General features: G+C 51.2%; 14 protein-coding genes. 3 read left to right on the top strand and 11 right to left on the bottom strand.

Translation table 11 applies throughout. The features are described from left to right. Nucleotides 1–28: 28 nt before the first annotated feature. Entirely contained in the window at nucleotides 29–481 is a 453-nt protein-coding gene (locus tag GWC94_RS14965) for a GNAT family N-acetyltransferase (RefSeq protein ID WP_161835897.1), read from the bottom strand. A gap of 167 nt (nucleotides 482–648) precedes the next feature. Here GWC94_RS14965 and GWC94_RS14960 point away from each other — a divergent pair, with 167 nt between their 5' ends. Continuing rightward, a complete protein-coding gene (locus GWC94_RS14960; RefSeq protein ID WP_317163486.1) occupies nucleotides 649–2289 on the top strand; it encodes an NAD(P)/FAD-dependent oxidoreductase in 1641 nt (546 codons plus the stop codon). A 173-nt stretch (nucleotides 2290–2462) separates the two neighbouring features. Here GWC94_RS14960 and GWC94_RS14955 read toward each other — a convergent pair whose 3' ends face one another. The 4 genes from GWC94_RS14955 to aspS form a co-directional block, all read right to left on the bottom strand. After that, nucleotides 2463–3812, bottom strand: coding sequence for a M28 family metallopeptidase (locus tag GWC94_RS14955; RefSeq protein WP_161835895.1), 1350 nt, complete (start codon nucleotides 3810–3812; stop codon nucleotides 2463–2465). 162 nt (nucleotides 3813–3974) lie between these two features. Next, nucleotides 3975–5249 (bottom strand): replication-associated recombination protein A, encoded by a 1275-nt coding sequence (locus GWC94_RS14950; protein WP_317163485.1) that lies wholly within the window; start codon nucleotides 5247–5249, stop codon nucleotides 3975–3977. Between the two features lie 38 nt (nucleotides 5250–5287). Then, the gene (locus GWC94_RS14945; protein WP_161835894.1) at nucleotides 5288–5806 is read right to left on the bottom strand and encodes a hypothetical protein; all 519 of its coding nucleotides are present in this window, start codon (nucleotides 5804–5806) and stop codon (nucleotides 5288–5290) included. A 317-nt stretch (nucleotides 5807–6123) separates the two neighbouring features. After that, nucleotides 6124–7959 (bottom strand): aspartate--tRNA ligase, encoded by a 1836-nt coding sequence (gene aspS, locus GWC94_RS14940; RefSeq protein WP_161835893.1) that lies wholly within the window; start codon nucleotides 7957–7959, stop codon nucleotides 6124–6126. Between the two features lie 120 nt (nucleotides 7960–8079). On the opposite strand from aspS, the gene GWC94_RS14935 reads away from it, so the two are divergent. Both GWC94_RS14935 and GWC94_RS14930 read left to right on the top strand, forming a co-directional pair. Next, nucleotides 8080–9222 carry an MFS transporter gene (locus GWC94_RS14935; protein WP_161835892.1) on the top strand — a complete coding sequence of 381 codons (1143 nt, stop codon included), beginning with the start codon at nucleotides 8080–8082 and terminating at the stop codon, nucleotides 9220–9222. Nucleotides 9223–9451: 229 nt separating this feature from the next. Continuing rightward, nucleotides 9452–9919 carry a hypothetical protein gene (locus GWC94_RS14930; protein WP_161835891.1) on the top strand — a complete coding sequence of 156 codons (468 nt, stop codon included), beginning with the start codon at nucleotides 9452–9454 and terminating at the stop codon, nucleotides 9917–9919. A gap of 235 nt (nucleotides 9920–10154) precedes the next feature. Here the strand turns inward: GWC94_RS14930 and GWC94_RS14925 are convergent, their stop codons facing one another. The 6 genes from GWC94_RS14925 to GWC94_RS14900 form a co-directional block, all read right to left on the bottom strand. Beyond that, entirely contained in the window at nucleotides 10155–11285 is a 1131-nt protein-coding gene (locus GWC94_RS14925) for a glutathionylspermidine synthase family protein (RefSeq protein WP_161835890.1), read from the bottom strand. A gap of 70 nt (nucleotides 11286–11355) precedes the next feature. After that, the gene (locus GWC94_RS14920) at nucleotides 11356–11691 is read right to left on the bottom strand and encodes a hypothetical protein (protein WP_161835889.1); all 336 of its coding nucleotides are present in this window, start codon (nucleotides 11689–11691) and stop codon (nucleotides 11356–11358) included. An 8-nt stretch (nucleotides 11692–11699) separates the two neighbouring features. Beyond that, the gene (locus tag GWC94_RS14915; protein ID WP_161835888.1) at nucleotides 11700–12038 is read right to left on the bottom strand and encodes a hypothetical protein; all 339 of its coding nucleotides are present in this window, start codon (nucleotides 12036–12038) and stop codon (nucleotides 11700–11702) included. 389 nt (nucleotides 12039–12427) lie between these two features. Next, nucleotides 12428–12823, bottom strand: coding sequence for a hypothetical protein (locus GWC94_RS14910; RefSeq protein WP_235918585.1), 396 nt, complete (start codon nucleotides 12821–12823; stop codon nucleotides 12428–12430). 58 nt (nucleotides 12824–12881) lie between these two features. Continuing rightward, nucleotides 12882–13937, bottom strand: coding sequence for an NAD(P)/FAD-dependent oxidoreductase (locus GWC94_RS14905; protein WP_161835887.1), 1056 nt, complete (start codon nucleotides 13935–13937; stop codon nucleotides 12882–12884). A gap of 96 nt (nucleotides 13938–14033) precedes the next feature. Further along, nucleotides 14034–20195 carry an alpha-2-macroglobulin family protein gene (locus GWC94_RS14900; protein ID WP_161835886.1) on the bottom strand — a complete coding sequence of 2054 codons (6162 nt, stop codon included), beginning with the start codon at nucleotides 20193–20195 and terminating at the stop codon, nucleotides 14034–14036. Nucleotides 20196–20315 lie beyond the last annotated feature (120 nt).

The raw sequence follows: 20315 nt of genomic DNA, 5'->3' as shown, positions 1-20315 counted from the left end.
GGGCCAGCCGCATCGGGTTGTCGCCGTTTTATGGAATCCGCATTTCAATATGCTCGATGCCGTCTTCGAGGTACACATCACTGTCCTGCACAAACCCGAAACTCCTGTAGAATTTTTTGAGGTACAGTTGCGCACCGATGCGGATAGGGGCTTTGCCGAACAGGGTGTAACAGGATTCGATGGCCGTTTGCATCAGCAGCCTGCCCGCGCCCATGCCGCGGCAGGAAGGTGAACTCACCACGCGGCCGATCGACATTTCTTCGTACGCAATACCCGGAGGCAGTAACCTGGCATAGGCGGCCAGCTGCTGGTTGTGAAATACCATCAGGTGATGAGCGTCCGCGTCTTTGTTATCTGCGTCCTGGAAAACACACTGCTGTTCCACTACGAACACCTCGTTGCGAAGCTGTATGATGGCATACAGTTCGTGTGGGGTAAGTGTGTTAAAGGGTTTGCAGTCTGTGACAAATCGGTCGGACATGGGTCTCATGATTTACGTTAGCGGATGACAAATGTACTGTTTGCGGGTATTTTTCCGTTTTCAGCGTTTGATTCCGGGGTTGAGACCATACCTGCCCGGAAAAAATAGGGTAAATAGAAATCTATGCTATTGTCTCTTTGTATCCCTGCCCCTCTTGCGTCTCAGCGGTGAAAATTTTCCGAACCTTTTTTACCGCTGAGCGCGGAGTCAGGGGAGTTTCGCAAGGGGGAATCTTCCGAATACGCTGGTTTGAGACCAAAATAGGGAAGTACGGAATTATTTCACACCTTTGCGGTCCTTCCCGAAATACCCGGGAGACCCTTGCGCAAATGCAGAAAAAAATCGCGATCATAGGAGCTGGTCCTGCCGGACTCACCGCCGCTTATCTCCTTGGAAAAGACGGTCAGCAGGTACATGTGTTTGAAAAGGATCCCATGTATGTGGGCGGTATCTCACGCACCGAAACCTACAAAGGGTATCATTTTGATATCGGCGGGCACCGTTTTTTTTCCAAGTCGAAAGAAGTGGAGGATTTCTGGACCGAGATACTGGGCGATGAAATGCTGGAGCGCCCGCGCAGTTCCCGGATCTATTACAACAAGAAATTCTTTTCCTATCCGCTGGTTGCATTCGAGGCGCTGCGTAAGCTGGGTATCGTGGAAAGTGCGCTCTGTGTATTGAGTTACCTGAACGCCAAGCTGTTCCCGGTGAAGAACCCAACGAATTTTGAAGACTGGGTAACCAACCAGTTCGGAAAACGGCTTTTCAATATTTTTTTCAGAACCTATACAGAGAAAGTATGGGGCATACCGTGTAAAGAGATCTCCGCCGACTGGGCCGCCCAGCGTATCAAAGGACTGTCGCTCAGCAGCGCCATATGGAATGCCTTATTCAAACCCAGGCCAAGCGGAAGCAAGGACAAACTGATCAAAACCCTGATCGATTCCTTTCGTTACCCCAAGTATGGCCCCGGTATGATGTGGGAAACCTGTACCGCCAAATGCAAGGCCATGGGCGTGCAGGTGGATATGGGTTGCGATGTACAGCATATCACGCTTTCAGACGGTAAATGGACCGTACAAACCAGTAAGGAAACGATCGGCGATTTCGATCATGTATTGTCAACCGCACCGATGCGCGAACTGGTTGCCCATGTATCGCCGCGGTTTCCCGCACATGCATTTGATGCATCGCAGCAACTCGGTTACCGCGACTTCCTGACGGTTGTACTGATCTGCCGCGATGAAGACGCATTTTCTGATAACTGGATCTATATTCACGACCCCAGTGTAAAAGTGGGCAGGATACAGAACTTCAAATCCTGGAGCCCTTTTATGGTACCCGATGCCTCCATGGCCTGCTACGGACTCGAATATTTCTGTTTCGAAGGCGACGGTCTGTGGAACAGCCGCGACGAAGAACTGATCGCCCTGGGTAAAAAGGAAATACAGCAGATCGGCTTAACGCGCCAGGCTGCGGTGGTGGATGGCTATGTGGTGCGACAGAGAAAAGCTTATCCTGTATACGACCAGGACTACAAGGAAAACGTAGCCGCGGTACGAGAGGTGCTGGCACAGTATCCCGGTTTATACCTTATCGGCCGCAATGGCATGCATAAATACAATAACCAGGATCACAGTATGATGACCGCTATGCTTGCCGCAAAAAACATCATTGCAGGCAAAGAGATCTACGATCTATGGGATGTAAATGAAGACGCCGAATACCACGAAGGCGGCGAGCGTGGCGCCAACAACCAGGAAAAAGTGTCTGAAAGACTGGTACCGCAGAAGGTAGGGCAGGGGTGAGGGAATGATTACATGGCTAAATGGTTACATTGTTACATGGGTAAAAGACTGTCAGAGAGCATGATGTCCTTTTTCAGCAAACACCCTATTCACTTCCTTCCATTATTAATCCAACCATTTAACAATTTAGCCATTCGGCCATCTAACAAACCAATCTTTCAACACTTGCCTCCCTACCTCGCCGGTTTCGGCACCACGGCCAGCCCTTCATTACCCGTTTCACTTACCGATTGCACTGCGAAGAAATAATTGTCTTTGGAAAAAGGCAGTTTGTATTCGGTTTGTGTGGTGAAGAATTTTTTCTGCCAGAAAGCGCTGGTGGTTTCACGCATCAGCACATAGTATCCATTTACTTTGCCGGTTTTTGGCGCCTTCCAGCTCAGTTGCGTGTAGTTGGTGAGACGTGCCGTTTCTACCTTTACTTCTTCCGGCACAGAAGGAGATTTGGCTAAGTTGGCCAGGTTGGAAAGGTTCATGGCGGTGTTTTTGCGCAGGTATTCAAAATCCATGAATTCGGGAAGATCGCCATACTGTATGCCGTTTTCCAGGCGCACATTCTGGTGCTGGTGATAATAATTCTCGTTCATCTCCGTAATGCGCACGGCTGCATAGCCATTTTGTACAAAAGCGGAATGATCGCCGCCCCGTAAAAAACGGTCGTTGCGGTAGATCATCACCACTTCGAGGTTCTCCACATACCGTTCCCCGATCTCTTTTACGTAACGTGCCAGTTGTCTTGCCCTGCCATCATTCTCCAGTCCCAGGTTGCGGATATTCACCGCCACCCTGCCGGTATCGAGCACCGACAATCCCTCGCTGAATACACGGATACGGGTATTGTCAACGATATTGGTCTCACTGGTATTGTTGCTGCCCATGATATCGTTGTTAAGCACGGCCTCGATATTGCGGTTTTCTTTCCGGGCCCTGGCTGCCATAAAATGCGCGCCCAATAATCCCTGTTCCTCACCGCTTACGGTAACGAACACGATCGTGGCGGGAAAACTGTGTCTGCTCATGATGCGCGCGCATTCGATCACCGCTGCAGATCCGCTGCCATCGTCGTTGGCGCCGGGCGCATCTCCATCGCGGTCGCGTACATTCGAGCGCATATTGTCGAGGTGACCGCTGATGATGAAAATCCGGTTATCGTTTGGGTCGGTGCCTTTCAGTGTGGCTACCACATTGCCCAGCAGGGTGGCGGTGTCTACACGACCGCCGGGCTGTAATGTGGTGGTGTCTATGAAGGCACTCAGCCTTCCGTTCGACTGCCGGGCAAATTCATTGAACCTGGACAGCACCCAGTTCCTGGCAGCGCCGATGCCCCTGTTGGGCTGGGTTTGTGTGCTGAGTGTATTCCTTGTGCCAAATGAAACCAGTTTGTGGATATAGGATTTGAGCGAATCTGGGGACACTTCCTTCACCATTTGCTCGATCTCCGCGTCGCGGTGGATGATGGTTTGCGAAATGGAGGCCGTGCAGGCAGCGCACAGCAGTAAGAACAGGAAATACTTTTTTCTCATTGCTTTGGGTTATCGTTAAAATTAAGTGCTAATAGGTATAAAAACCGCAGACTTTGATAAACCGGTCAATACAGGGAAATAACCGACGAGAACGGGGAGGGAGGTGATGGAGACACAGGTTCAACACAGAGTCACGGAGAGACAGAGGTACACGGAGGGTCTTTAGTAGTGATACTTGTCTTTCCATTTTTCTTTCAGGAACCGGCGCAGTTCGTTTTCGCGGGCGTTGTTGCCGGGTTCAAAGAAGCGGGTGCCTTTCAATTCTTCGGGCAGGTATTCCTGGTCGATAAAATTACCCTCGCCGTTATGCGAGTACTGGTATCCTTTGCCGTAATTGAGTTCTTTCATCAGCCGGGTGGGCGCGTTGCGGATATGCAGCGGAACAGGCAGATCGCCCTGCTGCTGCACAGCATGCATGGCCGCGCCGATGGCGGTGGTGGCGGAATTGCTTTTGGCGGACGAGGCGAGATAAGTGGCGCATTGCGATAATATCAGGTTGCTTTCAGGATAGCCGATCTTGCTGACCGCATCAAAAGCTGCGTTTGCCAGCAGCAGCGCATTGGGATTGGCATTGCCTATATCCTCGCTGGCAAAAATCAGCATTCTTCTGGCAATGAATTTTACGTCTTCGCCGCCTTCGATCATCCGGGCAAGCCAGTACACCGCGCCATTGGGGTCGCTGCCCCGCATGCTTTTGATGAATGCGGAAACGATATCGTAATGCTGTTCTCCTTTTTTATCGTACAAAGCGATCTTCTTCTGCGCCACTTCCATCACCAGCTCATCGGTAATGATCACGGGTTTGTTTTTGCCGGCCGGCAGCGATTCGATCACAAGTTCAAGCAGGTTGAGCAGTTTGCGCGCATCGCCGCCCGAAATACCCAGTAAAGCATCTGTTTCTTTCAGGTCGATCGTGTGCTGTTGCAGGATGGTATCTTTTTCCAGCGCCTGGTGCAACAGCCTCACCAGGTCTTTATTCTCCAGGGGTTTCAATACGTATACCTGGCAACGGCTGAGCAGGGCGCTGTTTACTTCGAAAGAGGGATTTTCGGTGGTAGCGCCGATCAGTCGTATGATTCCTTTTTCGACCGCACCCAGCAAGGCATCCTGCTGGCTTTTATTGAAACGGTGTATCTCATCGATGAACAGCACGGTTCCCTGTTGCTGTTTTGCCTGTTCGATCACCTCCCGTACCTCTTTGACACCGCTGCTGATGGCGCTCAGCTGAAAATAGGGCAGCTGTAAAGTATGCGCAATGATATGGGCGATGGTGGTTTTGCCAACGCCCGGTGGGCCCCAGAGTATCATGGATGGTACCCTGCCCTGTTCGATGGCGGTACGTAGAATGCTTCCTTTGCCCGTGAGGTGTTCCTGTCCCGCCAGATCATCCAGCGTTACCGGTCGCATTCTTTCTGCAAGTGGGATATGCTTGTTCACTCCATAAAATTACTAAAATCGTACCGGGACTGACACCATCAGGATGGTTGTTTGTCTTCGAAAAGATACCTGTACCGCTTCAGGAGGCGGAAATTCAGTACCAGGTGAATCGCCAGCAGGCCGCTGATGGCCAGCATGAACCAGATAGCGGTTTTGACCACGCCCACAAACGCCTCGGGGTTCAGGGTGGCCGGTGTGTCTGGTTGTGCTTCGAGCATGGTGTTGATCGCCTCCCTGATCTTTTCATCACCTGTTGCGATCAGCAGCGCGGAGCTGGCAAACGACATCAGCGCCATCAGCACGGAAGCAAAGCCGTTCACCCTTATCCAGTCGCGCAGCGAATGTTTGGCAGGCTGGTTGGTATCGATATGGCGTGTTAAAAACCGGAGGCTCGCAAATACATACACCACGAATGCGGCTATCAGGAACACCGAGAACAGCTGCGATGGATTCCTCAGCGCGATAAAAAACATCATCAGGTCCATACACCCGAATAAAACGGAAACAGGTAACAGGATAAAAGTGATGACGCGGAAAATGATCAGTTCTGTTTTCATATAAGCCGGCTTGTTGCGCTGGTCTGCAAAAATATCGATAATCGGTTCAGGAATCGTTTCTGAAAACGGTTTTTCGCGGTGGGAGGCGTCTCGGTATCGGGACAGTGTAAAGCATCCCCGGACAGATAGCCGCAGCGTCGCAGATTCAGGCGCCATCTGCGAATCTGCGGCAAAAAATCAGCAAAACAATGCAGCAAAACAATGCAGCAATAAAGCGCAGCAACCCACATAACCGCCACGCATAAAAAAACACAGGCGAACAAGCCTGAAAATATCCCTTGGCTTCTTCTCCTGTGTCTTTCCGGTATCGAACAAGGTTACTTCAGGTTCAGTTTTATCTGCAACTCCTCAAACTGTTTGTCATCGATGCTGCTGGGGGCGTCGAGCATTACATCGCGGCCGCTGTTGTTTTTGGGGAAGGCGATGAAATCGCGGATGGTCTCGCTTCCGCCTAAAATGGCACAGAGCCTGTCGAACCCGAAGGCGATACCGCCATGCGGGGGTGCGCCGAATTCAAATGCACCCAGCAGGAAACCGAATTTATGCAGCGCTTCTTCCTGGCTCATGCCCAGGGCCGCGAACATTTTTTCCTGCAGCTCCCGCTGGTAAATACGGATGGAGCCCCCGCCGATTTCGTTTCCGTTCAGCACCATATCGTAGGCATTGGCCTTGATATTGGCATAGGGATGTTCCAGGTACTTATCTGCATTTGCGATCAGGGGATCGTTGTCGATCATCGTCGCAATCTGGTCGGGTTTGGGTGAAGTGAAGGGATGGTGACGTGCCACCCAGCGGTTATCTTCCTCCGCGTATTCGAACAACGGGAAGTCGAGCACCCATAACAGCCTGAACTCATCTTCCCTGCGCAAACCAAGCCGTTTGCCCAATTCCAGGCGCAGTTCGCTGGTTGCCTTGCGGGTTCTTTCTTCCTTACCTGCCAGTATCAGTACCAGGTCGCCCGCCTGCGCATCTGCCGCATCGGCAATGGCTTTCAGTTTGTCTTCGGTAAAGAACTTATCAACACTGCTTTTGTAGGTTCCATCGGTATTGCATTTGATGTATACCATACCCTGCATCCCGATCTGCGGGCGTTTCACCCATTCCGTGAGCTCATCTATCTGTTTGCGTGTATACTCACTGCAGCCTGGCACGGCGATGGCCAGAACGGTTTCTGCATTGTCAAATACAGCAAAACCGGATTCTCCTGCGCCGATCATGGTTTGCAGGTGCGCCTGTCTGCCCGGGAAGGTATGAAGCGGGAACTTCAGGTTACCGATCTTCATTCCAAAACGGATATCAGGTTTATCGTTGCCATAGGTCCACATAGCCGTTTCCCAGGTCATGCGTTCAACGGCGTCGGTATAATCGATGTCTTTTACGTCTTTGAATATCCGTTTTACCAGTCCTTCAAACATATTCAGGATATCTTCCTGTTCCACAAACGCCATCTCGCAGTCGATTTGCGTGAATTCAGGCTGTCTGTCGGCACGCAGGTCTTCGTCACGGAAGCATTTTACGATCTGGTAATACCGGTCGTAACCGCTTACCATCAGCAGTTGCTTAAAAGTCTGCGGCGATTGCGGCAGTGCGTAGAACTGGCCGGGGTTCATTCTCGACGGAACCACAAAATCGCGGGCGCCTTCGGGCGTGGATTTTATGAGAAAAGGCGTTTCAATATCCATGAAACTGTTCTCGTGCAGATAGTTCCTTGCCGAACGGTTCACTGCGTAACGCAGTTCCAGGTTACGGCGCACCGGGTTACGGCGCAGATCGAGAAAACGGTATTTCATACGCAGGTCGTCGCCGCCATCGGTTTCGTCCTGTATGGTAAAAGGCGGCAGTGCGGATTTGTTAAGCACCCGGAAAGAGCTGACCAGTATTTCTATATCGCCGGTAGCCATGTTGGGGTTCTTATTGGTTCTTTCGGCAACCTTACCGGTGGCCTGCAGTACAAACTCCCTTCCCAAAGGCTGGCTGTCGAGCTCGGTATTCAGCTCCTCTCCAAACAACAATTGTGTGATGCCGTAGCGGTCACGCAGGTCGATAAAAGTGATGGCGCCGAATTTGCGTACGGTCTGCACCCATCCCGCCAGGGTAATTTCCTGGCCGGCATTACTGATCGTTAATTCTCCGCAAGTGTGTGTGCGATACATAGAAAAGATTCAAAAGTAAAAACTCAATGCAGGCGATAAGGGAGGCGTGAAAGGGTGCCGGCCCAAAATTCTGCGTCCGCAAATATAGCCGAAATGCGATTTAGGTGGCATCTTTGCCGTATGACTGTACAGGCCATCACTCCCAGAGCGCACCGTATAGCGGTTTCCTGTTTCTTTTTTATCGTGGGATTGTGTTTTGCCAGCTGGGCCAGCCGTATCCCGGAGATAAAGACAAAGCTGCAGCTCAGCGATGCCCTGCTTGGCAGTGTTTTGTTTGCGATGCCCGTGGGTTCTATGGCCAGTATGCCGTTTTCGGGCTGGCTGGTTGCCAGATTCGGCAGCAAGCGGATCATTACATTCGCCGCGGTCATCTATCCCGCAGTGCTGATCCTGCTTGGGTTGGCGGCCTCTTTCTGGCAGCTGGTAGGCGTTCTGTTCGTATTCGGGTTCCTGGGTAACATGTGCAATATATCCGTTAATACGCAGGCGGTTGGCGTGGAGTCTTTATACGGACGTTCCATCATGGCGTCTTTTCACGGGCTCTGGAGCATGGCGGGTTTTGTGGGCGCTGCCATCGGCAGCCTGATGGTGCTGCTGGGTATTACGCCTCCGTATCATTTTATGATCATCTTCATGGCCTGTTTGTCTGTTGTGCTGGCCGTACAGAAAAATGCATTCAGTAAAGATGCGGGTCATGCAGACCAGCCGCTGTTTTCCAAACCCGATGCCGCCCTGCTGAAACTGGGTCTGATCGCCTTCAGTTGTATGGCCTGCGAGGGTACCATGTTCGACTGGAGCGGGGTATATTTTCAGTACGAAGTGCATGCGCCCAAAAACCTGATCACGCTCGGCTATGCGGCTTTTATGGGAACGATGGCCACCGGGCGTTTTATCGGCGATGCCGTTGCCACCCGTGTTGGCAAACAAAAAGTACTGCAGACAAGCGGTGTGGTGATCATGGCCGGGTTGCTGACGGCCGTTGTTTTTCCCTCGCTGGTGCCCGCCACGATCGGTTTTTTACTGGTAGGCTTCGGTGTATCGTCTGTGGTGCCGCTGGTCTACAGCGCCGCCGGTAAATCGAAGAAAATGTCTCCGGGTGTTGCCCTCGCCGCCGTATCCACGATCGGGTTCCTCGGTTTCCTGCTGGGTCCGCCGGTGATCGGTTTTATTGCCGAAGCATCCAGCCTCCGCTGGTCCTTTTCGCTTATCGCCCTACTGGGATTCGGCACCACCGTACTGGCCACTTTCATCAAATGGGACTGACCGGTTTATTTTTCCGCCCGAGCCGGCAAACGATTTGCAAATATTTTTGAAAGCATGTAACCAATGGCGATCCGGATCGTCTTAGGCGCCGTTTTTTCTTCAACACCTGCTCTCCGAGGGGTTTCGTTAATCTTTTCTAAAAAAACAAACAAATGTTCGGCAAACAGAAAATCTGGTAACAGAATTGAATAGTGTAGGGCGAAGACATTATTCATCAAAAAATAACTGTATGAAAAGAATGTTACCCTACTTGCTTGTAATACCCGTTCTGTTGTTTGCAAGCTGTAAAAAAGGCGTATGGGTTCCCGACAGGTCATTCGGCGTAACCGATGTTACCGGTAACTGGTATATCGCAGAAGCCGCCCAGAACAGCGGTTCCGGCTGGAGTTATATCAACACCGGTCTGGAGAGGGGAACCTTCAGCTTTTATGGTAATGGCGCCGCACGTTACGAAGACAATTACAATGTCATGACAGGCAACTGGGATATCATGACTTTATCCGACGGTTATTACGATCGTTACGGCGACTATCACCAGGATGTTCACCAGGCGTTCCGTGTGCGTGTGTATGATTCCTACACCAACAATTCCGTGGACCTGTACTTCGATAACATTGTTTCCACAGGTAACAGCCTGGTTGCCACCAGCTATAACGGAAGAACGATTACGCGGTACATATTTGACCGGGATTATTAGCAGTTGGCGGAAATAATTAAAAAGCAACGCTGTGTTGAACGGTTAAATGGCCGCATTGTTTAATGGCCGATAAATATCGTCAGACATAAAACCACTTGACAGTATAACCGTGCAGTTATTGCTCTAACACAAAAGAAGGACAGGGAAAAAACAGGTCAACCGTTGTTTTTGCCGAAATCCGGCGGCGGACTTTCCTTTTTTCTTTTGTCCTTCTTTTTTGCAGTAAAACAACCGGTTAACTGATGAAATGCGGAACAAAACGGCTCTGGTTATCGGTGACCAGCGTACCGGCTTCGCGGATGCCCATGCCTGCTGGCTCCTGGCCGATTACCCAGCTGCCGATCACCGGATAATTATCTGAGAAATTGGGCAGCGTGAACAGCTCCTGGTACACAAATCCTTCCGTTCCGTATTGACCAGTTGTTTTTGCTATCGATACATTTTTCATCACCAGGTCTATATTGGCGCCTTCTCTCGACAGGATCGGTTTCTTTACATAGTTGGTCAATTTCCCTTCTTCAAAATAGGCAGGCAGCAGGTAGGGGCAGTCGGGGTATAACTCCCAGAGAACAGGCAGTATGGCTTTGTTGGACAGGATCATTTTCCAGGCGGGTTCTATCCAGCATGCGCGGTTGCTGTCTTCGGGTATGTGTTTCCCGAAGTCATCTTTCACCAGCCATTCCCAGGGGTAAAGTTTAAAGATATTCTGAATGGCCTGTCCATCCATATCCACAAACTGGCGCGTTCCTTCGTGCCAGCCGATATCATCTATGAATACGAGTTTTGTATCCAGCCCGGCCTGTATGGCGCAGTCGCGCATATATTCTGTATTGGTCAGGTCTTCGAGCGTCTCCTTCAGGCAACTGAAATGCAGCGGACCTCTGTTCAGGTAGTTTTTGAGGTATTGCCAGTAGTTGATGAGTTTTTCGTGGATGCTGTTGAACTGGTCTTTTTCCTTTGCAAAATCCTGCAGCCAGAACCATTGCACGATGCCCGCTTCATACAAACTGGTGGGCGTATCGGCGTTGAACTCCAGCATTTTCAATTCACCCTGCTTGTAGCAGAAATCAAAACGGCCATAGATGGCAGGATGGTCTTCGGTCCAGCTTTTTTCTATCTGCGGTATCACCCACTCAGGTATGCCGAACGCCTGGTAACCGCGGGTGTCGATCACATGCTGCACGGCGCCCAGGCAGAGATCCCATAGTTCCGCCGTGGCTTTTTCAATGAAAAGGATTTCTTTCATATCCATTTCATAACAGGCCGATTCATCCCAGTAAGGCAGGTTGGTGGTGTGAAAACCAAACCCGAGTTTTTCCACGGCATTCTGCCAGTTATTGCGCGGTTTTATATTGATGCGTTTCATATATTTTCGTGTACTTTCCGCGTACGCTTCCGGTACATTTGATGTTTGCGTTGAAATTGATTTTGTCCTCTTACGAACCTACGCTGAACCCGGCTCTCCCGAATCCGCCGCGCAACACAGCGGCTTTTAAAGGACTGCGGCCGATATTCGAAGCGGGGTTGATGGCATCGGAATAATATCCGGCACGCTGGTAGTAGCCGTTGCGGTAATTACCGTAAGGCCTGAATGCCATATACCAGAGCAGCGGACTGATACCGCCGCCCTGATGGTGTACCCTGGTATAGGGGGCTGTTGAGTCGCTGCGGACATGCAGGTTGGTGTTGTCGTCCCAGTCTTTTTTCGGCTGGTTACAGCCGGCCAGTGCAGCGGTGATCAGCACCAGTTCGATACAGGTGGATTTTTTCATTGTGTAACTCATTTCACTGTCAGGAATACCTGGTAATCTTTTTTTACCGTTACCTGTTTGGTTTCGCCATCCTCGTTTTCGGCAACCGTGTTCTCCAGGCCGAGGGCGGGAATGGTGTCTGCATAATATATATTTTTCACGGGCTCGTTTTTTGTCCACACAATGTGTTTGGTGATCAGCACATCATGTGCGCTGTCGAGGTGTTGTACCTGTACAGAGGTTTCGATGGATCCGTGTTTATCGACCGAGTAGGTGATATCTTCTTTTTTTTCTTCGCAGGAGAACAGCAGCAGCAGCGCCGCGCCTCCCAGTATCGCCAGAACGATAGGTTTCATTGTTGTATGCATACGTTGAATTTTCCGGAATTGGTTAATACGGGTCCCTGTCGCCACCGGCGACCATCGGAAAGATAACAGCTTTCGGTTCACCATACACATGGCCGGCACCGTTGATGCGGCGGAATGGTGTAACAGCAAGGGATTTCTTTACGGGATGATGGGGAACGGTTAAAGAGGAACTCCCGGTGGCCTGATATGCTGGCGCAATCGGATAAGCAGGAATTCGAGCAGAAGGTTCATATTACATGGGAGCGAGGCTCCGTTTATTTTGATGGAGTAAAGATATAGCCAGGCGGCCCACATGCTGAAGCGAATACGGGTCAAGCGGGACTTGCGTTCATATAATTGGTAAAGTACCTATGATGAACGGTAAAATGAGCGGATTTTCGGCTTTATTGCTACATGGTTTCAAATTCGTCGGGATGACGGCGCCTCCAGTACAGGTAATAGTAGGCAAGCGGCAGCAGTCCGAGGAGGAACGGTATCAGCGCCAGGTGTTTGTAGGTGATGGGCCCGTATACCGTAAGAAAATCGAAATGAAGGAATTCGCTGACCATCCAGTAAGAATTGGCGCTGATCCAGAGCGCAACGGCCAGGTTATGGCAGCGCTCCGATACCATCCGTCTTGTTCTCCAGGCGATCACGATGGCAATGATGAGTGTGGGAAAGATCATCGCTATACCCAGGGGTTTCAGGATCATACACCAGGCAATGTCCTTGAAAAGCCAGAATACGATATGCAGGTTTTCCATTTTGCGGTACCGGATGGGAATGGTGTATTGGGCGTTGGGCATGGATAAGGGTTAGGAATGGTTGGTAATGCTTTGCCGGCGGGTAGGGGATCCGGCTTTTTTAACGGCTTAAGATACGGGAAAAGCGCTGAACGTTGGCCGCGGGTTCGATAGCTGTGTTGCCGAGCAGGTGGTCTGTGAACTGCGCGGCGAAATAGGGCGCAAGTGAACAGCCCTTGGTGCCCATGCCGTTCAGGATACCCACCGAAGGCATAAGCGGATGCAGACCCACGAATGGTCTTCGCTCCATATTGGCGGGCCGCTCTGCGGCGATATGGTCTACGGTTTTGTAAGGGTGTTTCAGCACCTGCTGCAGATAATCCCCTGTTTTTTTCCGGAAGGCTTCACTGGGTCTGTCGTCCGTAAAATCCCATTCGTAGGAGGAGCCGACCCAGAATGTATCGTCTTTCCAGGGTGCGATCACCATACCCTGTTTGAAGATATGGTTGCGGGGCAGTCCGGGTATCTCCACGATCAGGGCCTCGCCTTTGTTCCTTGCATAGGGCAGCAGGCGGAAATAGGGATTGTCAAAACCGGCCACGCCTTCGCAGAACAGGATCTTTTCGGCGCTATGGTTTTGGTACCTGATCTTTCCGGGTTCGATAATGCAGTCTTCCCATCGGAATTTTTCTTCCGACAGTGCGCCAAGCGCAGAAAGTTTGCTGCGCCAGGCCGGGAGCAGGGCCGAGAGGTTCACGAGCCAGCAGGGATCGATCTCGCCATAGCCAAACGCATAGTTGAGATGAGCACGCCATTTGTTTTCATCGGCGGCGGGGCGCAGGTATTCGCCCTCTTCGGGCAAACACTCCGCAAAAGCCAGTTTCATCTGCGGTGTGGTATGGAAATCGATGATGTTACACTGGCTGATCAGTTCGGTACCCAGTTCATGACCGAAACGCGTATAGGCATCCACTGCAAAAGGCATCAGCGTTTCAATCATCCAGGTGCGCACCATCCGCCGGCCGGTAACGGGATTGATCACGCCGCTGGCCACCCTCGATGCAGTGAATGGCCGGGCTTCGTCGATCACCAGTATTTTTTTCCCCCTGCTGTTGAGGTTCCAACTCAAAAAACTGCCTGCCAGGCCCTGGCCTATGATGAGGTAGTCGAAATGCATGGGCAAATATCGACTATCGCGCAGGGAATACCGAACAGAGGAGTATGTTTTCTCCGATTCTTACCCGATACCACCCTGCCCGGTCGTCAATAATTTTTATTGCACCCTGATCTTCATCCCTTCCGAATGCCCGGTAAACTCCGGCGCATACATACACTGTATGGTGGCGATGCCGGCTGAGAACACACCGCTGTGGCTGATGTACATGGGATATTCGAATACATACGTGCCTTTGCCAAGCCTGCTGAAAAAGAAACTGGTGCTTGCGTCTCGGGTGCTTTCGTAGTGCCCGAGACCATCCTGCCATTTGTAGCCGCTGAGTGTATTCACCGGCTCCATCGACGCTGCCCGCATATCTTTCAGGTGTACATAGTCCATATCCCTGTCTGCGCGTATCTCTAAACGCGCAACCACCTTATCACCGATCTTCAGCTCTTCGTTGTCGCCAACGGCCTGCAGTGCCTTGCCTTTATCGGTGGTTTTTTCGATAAACAGTTTTTTCACGACAGACAATGGCGAGGCGGCCGGTGTGATTTTGTCGAGGTCTTCAAAATATTGCCAGTATACACTGCCCCAGGATGGCGAACCTTTTTCCTGTGTGGATCCGCCGGCGCTGTTTACCGTAACCGTAATATTGCCCATCTCGCTGTTCACCAGTCTGCCCTCGGTTTTTTTCTTTATATAGCCGGTGGCCGCTTCTGTTTTGTCGTTGCCGCTGATGACCATGGTGTTTCCCAGGCGAACGGTAACGGTTTTTCCGCTGCCTGTCCAGTCGCTGCCGTTCAGCAGCAATGCGTAGCAGGCATCTGCCGTGGCCATGGTGGTTCGCCAGTTATTGGTTTGCTTGTTAAGCAGCAGCCATGTTTTCATATCGTCAATATACCGCGTCAGCTGCCTGTCTTTTTTGTCCTGGTTGATCTCAGACACAAAGGCGATCATCATGCTCTGGTGCTCTACAGGCGACTGGTACCAGGAATAGGCAAAGGAATTTTTCCAGTACATACCCTGTTTGGTATCGGTGCTGGCATTTTCCACAAGCGCCGGAAGGATGGTGTTCAGCGCAAAAGCCGGTGCCTGGTTACGGTAGCTGATCAATCCGATCCGGGCTTTGTAATAACTATTGAAGCCCGTCCAGTATTTGTTGGCCTGTGCGGTGTAGAATTCAGCCGCTTCTTTTGCCTGTTGCTGCTGATCGCGGAAAAAGCTGCGCATATACAGGTAGTCTACCTGTGTGCCGGATACCTGCTGCCGCGAAAGATCAGCTTTGTTTTTTAGGAGCAGGCTATAGTCATCTGCTGTTTTGCTGTCGAGGTAAACGATCGCCCTGGTAATGATCGGCCGCATGCGGATGGCGAGGTCCGGAGTAAGCGCCCCGAGTCTTTTCAGTTGACCGATACCCGTAAGGATGTAATTGGTGATGTACCGGTCTGCATAACCGCCGGTAAACCAGCTGAAACTTCCCTCGGGCAATTGTATCTGGCTGAGCCTGGCAATAAATGCATCCGACTGAGCGGAGAGTCTTGTCAGATCAAGCAGCTGCGCCAGGTATTTTTTCTGCTGCGCTTCGTTCTCGGCCTGTAATACCCAGGGTGTTTCCTGCAGCAGTACCTGTTTCAGCTCTTCGTTTTTCTGCAGGTTACTGAGCAATGCCGACGAATCTTTTTTCCATAGTTCCAATACCTGTTTCAAACGCGGGTTCCTGTTCATGATAAAAGAAGCCAGCGTGTTGGCATAAAAACGGTTGAAGGTCTGCTCAGCACACTCGTAAGGATACTCAAGCAGGTAAGGCAATGCCTGTACGGCGTACCATACCGGGTTACTGGTATATTCTACGGTAATGCCATGTTGCGTAAGACTTTCGCTTTTGTTGTTCAGCAGTTTGTCGAAGCGGAAGGTTTGTGTGGTATCTCCCTTCAGCAGCAGCGGCAGGCTTTCGGTTACCAGCATGCGGTTGGTGAGTACGGGTAAGGTATTTTCTTCGCCGTCGCCTGCATCGGCGGTTTTGGCAACCATGCGCCAGGTAAGCGGTTTGTTGTAACTGAATGGAACCTGTACCGGAAATTTCACGGCCACACTTTGTCCGGGCGCTATGCTGAAATACTGCGAAGGAAATACATTCTGGAACCATCCATCCACAGAGGTATGGGTGGCGGCATCGATCAGTTCCAGGGTTGCCTGTCCCTTCAGTTCCTTATCGCTCATATTGACGATCTTACTGCTGAACTCCATATTGTCGCCCTCACGCAGGAACCTTGGTGCATTGGGTTGAACCATCAGCTGTTTCTGTGTTGTAACCAACGTGCTGTTTGTTCCAAATGCAAGTTCTTTGGTATGCGCCAGGCTGATCCATTTCCATTGGGTCAATGACTCGGGCATGGTGAAATGAAAGCTGTACTTACCCGTTGAATCTGCATACAGCTGCGGGAAGAAGAAGGCTGTTTCATTCAGGTTTTTCCGCACCTGAACGGGTATGTTCGATTTTGCATCGGTAGCCGGGTTTTCTGTCATGGCATCGGTGAGTGCTTCGTCAGCGACTGATCCGGCAACGGATTTGTTATAGGTTTCTGTCAGTCCCTCGCGCCTTGCCGGCGGAGCTGCAGCCGGCATTGCGGTTTTATAGGCCACCTGGTCCATCTGCATCATCGCGGTATTGTCGCGCAGGGTGGTAAGTTCTGCGTTGTATTTCTCTCGCACCGCTTTTGGGAGGGTACCGTCAAAAGCCAGTTTCTCGAGGCGGTCAAACCAGAGTTCGTAACCGTTTGCCGCAAGCTTATCGTACTGGCGGAAATTAACCGGCAGGTACGGATCGGGCAATCCGTTCTGCCATGCGGATGAAGCCACGGTAAAACTGTACAGGCTGTTGAAACCGGAGTGCAGGTAATTGTTTGTCCATACGTATGGAACATTCCACCGGTGCTCGCTGAACTGATCCAGCGACGCATCGTACATGGCCGTCAGCAGTTCGGCGGCAGCGGCTTCGCCCTTGCTTCCCTGTATGCTGACCGTCCATTTTTCCGCGCTGCCCGGCTCGGTTTTGTTGCGATAGGTTTCATAACGCACGGTGAGCGCTTTGTTGGTCCAGGGAACATTGACCGGGAACGCCTGGATATAGGCACGGTTATCGTAAACGAACACTTCATTGATCAGCACGCCGCCCCTGTCTTTTTCCGTTACGGCATAATGCAGTTTTTTCAATCCTGCATTATGATAGGCATACGTATAGACATTGTTTTTTGTTTCACGTTTTGTGTTACTGATGACAAATATCTTATCTGCCGGTATGCCCGAGAGGAAGCCGGCTGTTTCACCTGGCTGTGCCGAGGTTTGCAGGGCATAGACAAACCTGTTTTGCGGGTAGGGCTGTTTCGCCTGGTTGCGATCGAAAAGCTGGATAAGCTGCGTTTGCTTCAGTGTAACACCATATTTGTCTTTTGTAACCGCCTCTGCCAGGTAGTAACCTGCGGCAAGTGTGCCGGGACTGACCAGAACCGTGTCCTGCGTGCCGGTCTGCACAATTCGTTCCCATACGGTTTCGGATCTGGACCAGCTCAGCGGTTCGTGTTCGTTATCGTATTCATCCGAAGGAAAATCGCGCAGAAAGTCATCTTTGCTGATGAGAAACTGGTCGGGCCTGGGCAGCAAACGTTCCCTGATCATACGCTGCGGGGCCTGCAGGCGATACAGTTTTATCGATACGGAAGCGGGTTCGGGCTGCTCGCTGAAATTGAGGGTACGAACGGAAAATTTCTGAACACTGTCTTTCTCCGCCAGCGGCGTTGCCGCCAGCAGTAATTTCAGCGCGCTGTACCCAACGGTGACGATGGTGTTCGCGCTCCGTGTTTCTCCATTGATATCGGTAACAGCCGCACGGATGGTATACTCGAATACAGGATTGCCAATACTGTCATTGATATCATCCGCCAGGGCTTTGAAGGCGATGGAAAACCTGCCGTTTGCATCCGTGCGTGCTTCGCCCTGTGCAATTTGCCGGCTGGGTGTTGCCGGATAACGGCGCGGCAAAAAATAAGGCTCCATAAAACGCTTGTTGCGCGTTACCGTATATACCACTTTGGCGCCATCAACCCGGTTGCCTGCATACGACACCGCATTGCCTGTTATGCTGATCGGGTCATTCAGCCGGTACGCACCTTTTGGTTTGTCGAGTGTTACATCAAATTTCGGCCGTTTGTATTCCTCCACGGAAAAGGAAACGGATGAGCCGTTAAAGTTCCTGGTGCTGATGCTGAACCTGCCCGTCAGCGCGGCTGCCGGCAGCAGAAACTTTCCGCTGAAAGAACCGTATTCATTAAGTTTGAATTGCAGCGAGTCAATCTTCCTGAAATTCACGTCACGCAGGTACAGCCATTCGCCTGTCATTCCGGTGAGGATTGCGCTCTGGCGGGAGTCCCTGTCCCTGCTAACGCCGATCCCCTTGAAATATACTTCCTGCCCCGGACGATACAGCGCCCTGTCTGTGAAAAAAAAGACGCGGTTGGTTTTTCTTTCAGAACCGGCAGCGGGTATTTCCGGAGCATCGGCATACACATAATCCTCTCTCGGAAGTTCAAGCGTATCGCCTTTCATCGAGAAGCTGAAAGTCCAGTTGCCGTCTGCAAGATCCAAACGTACATGCCCATGCTCATCGGTGAACTTTGTACCCGCTGTGTCGGGCGTTTGCCGGCGCAGCGCAGCGTTCCACTTGCTCCGCCATATCGTTACTTTCACCCGGGGCAGCGGCGCGCCTGTCTGGCGATCGAGTACGAACAGATCCTGCTGGTCTCTGATATAGCTGATCGACGAAACATACAGCGGCTGCAGCGAAAGCCTGTCTTTTGTTTCGTCAAAACCTTTGCCTGTACTGCTGATGACCGCATAGGAGCCATGGGGCAGGGCATCTATTTTAAAATGGGCATGGTGCGACTGGTGATCGGATGCCCCGGTGAGCGATTGGCTGATGGACTGAATTACGGGAAAAGACAACACCCGTTTCCAGTCGTATCGGTTTTCCGCGGTACGGTATGTATTGATATTGCCGATGCGGACGATCCTGGCGTAGAGCGTATCTGTGTTGCGGTACCGTACAGAAGAGAGAACGGGTTTGCCGGGTATATTGATCAGTTCTGTCTGCGTATCGATTTCTTTTCTCAGGATCTGGTTCTGCAGGTTGGCGAGTTCGGCCTGTGCGGAATGGTTGCTGCCGAGCGATCTGCCGGATTCCCGGATAAGTTGCAGGGCTTCCCTGTATGCATAACGGTTGGTGGTATCGCCAAAGGGTGTATAGCGTTGGGCTTTATCGGCCTGTAACGATGCCAGCGCATACCAGGCATAAGCGGTTGTGGGAACGGAGGGGTATTTTCGGATCACATCACGCAGCGATGCTTCGTACAGCTGTTCTGCATTTGAAAGAACCGCTTTTTGATGTGCCCATTGTATTCTTTCGATATCAATATCTATCAGCGCATTTTTATCGGCGTCTTTGCTGTGAAAAGCGATCAGCTGCTGGAATACCTGTATGGCCTGCCACTGCGCTGAACTGTCTTTCGGCAGAAATGATGTGCGCATAAATACTTCTGCCGGCTCCAATACTTTTGGGTCGTTCAGCAGGAAAGGATCGGCGGCGCGTACGGAATAGATATCCGATTTAAAAAAATCCAGCGCTTCATGTGCCAGCAGGTCAAACAGGGTGGGGCGCAGGGAGGGCTGGTTGCCTTTGAGGATAATGGCAGAAAAGCGCGTGAGGTTCTGTGATTGCAGCAGCGATCTGCTGGCCAGCGCCAGCAGGTAATGCCGGGTAATGGTATTGTTGAAATCGTTGGTGCTCCAGGTGGCCAGGTCCAGGGGAACATTTCCGGGTGTTTCCGTTCTGCCATAAATACTCCAGCGATGGTTTTCAAAATATTGCTGGTATTGCCTGGCGAGTAATACATGCAGTATCGCTTTTTCTGCCGGGTCGGAAGCTTTGCCGATTTCTGTCTTGACTGTTTTTATCGCCAGGGCGGGCTCTTCGGTATTGATGCGCTGCTCGAGACTGTAACGGTACAGCAGGGCTTTTATAACCTGTGCAGACAGCTTACGGTCTTTTGCTTTCTGGTAAACCTGTTTTGTTTTATCCAGTGCAGAGCGGGTCAGGTCCTGTTTTACAATAAGCGAATCAATGACCGCCCATTCTTTTGAAAACGCTGTATCAGAAACCTGCGCTTGGATATTTACGGTAAACAATGCTGCTATCAGCCCCATGCTAACGAAACGTACTGCCATTCTCCGGATTTTCATGTAAGATAGTTTGTTTGGAAGGATGTTATTGTTGCCGCAATTACACAATATCCCTGCCGTATTAACAAAGCTTTGGCCAGGATGTATGCGTGGGCTAATCCGCAA

The sequence above is a fragment of the Sediminibacterium soli genome (genome assembly GCF_009939225.1).
Lineage (GTDB): Bacteria > Bacteroidota > Bacteroidia > Chitinophagales > Chitinophagaceae > Sediminibacterium > Sediminibacterium soli.
Note: the sequence above shows the minus strand (reverse complement) of the source record. Positions and strands in the feature narration are given on the sequence as shown.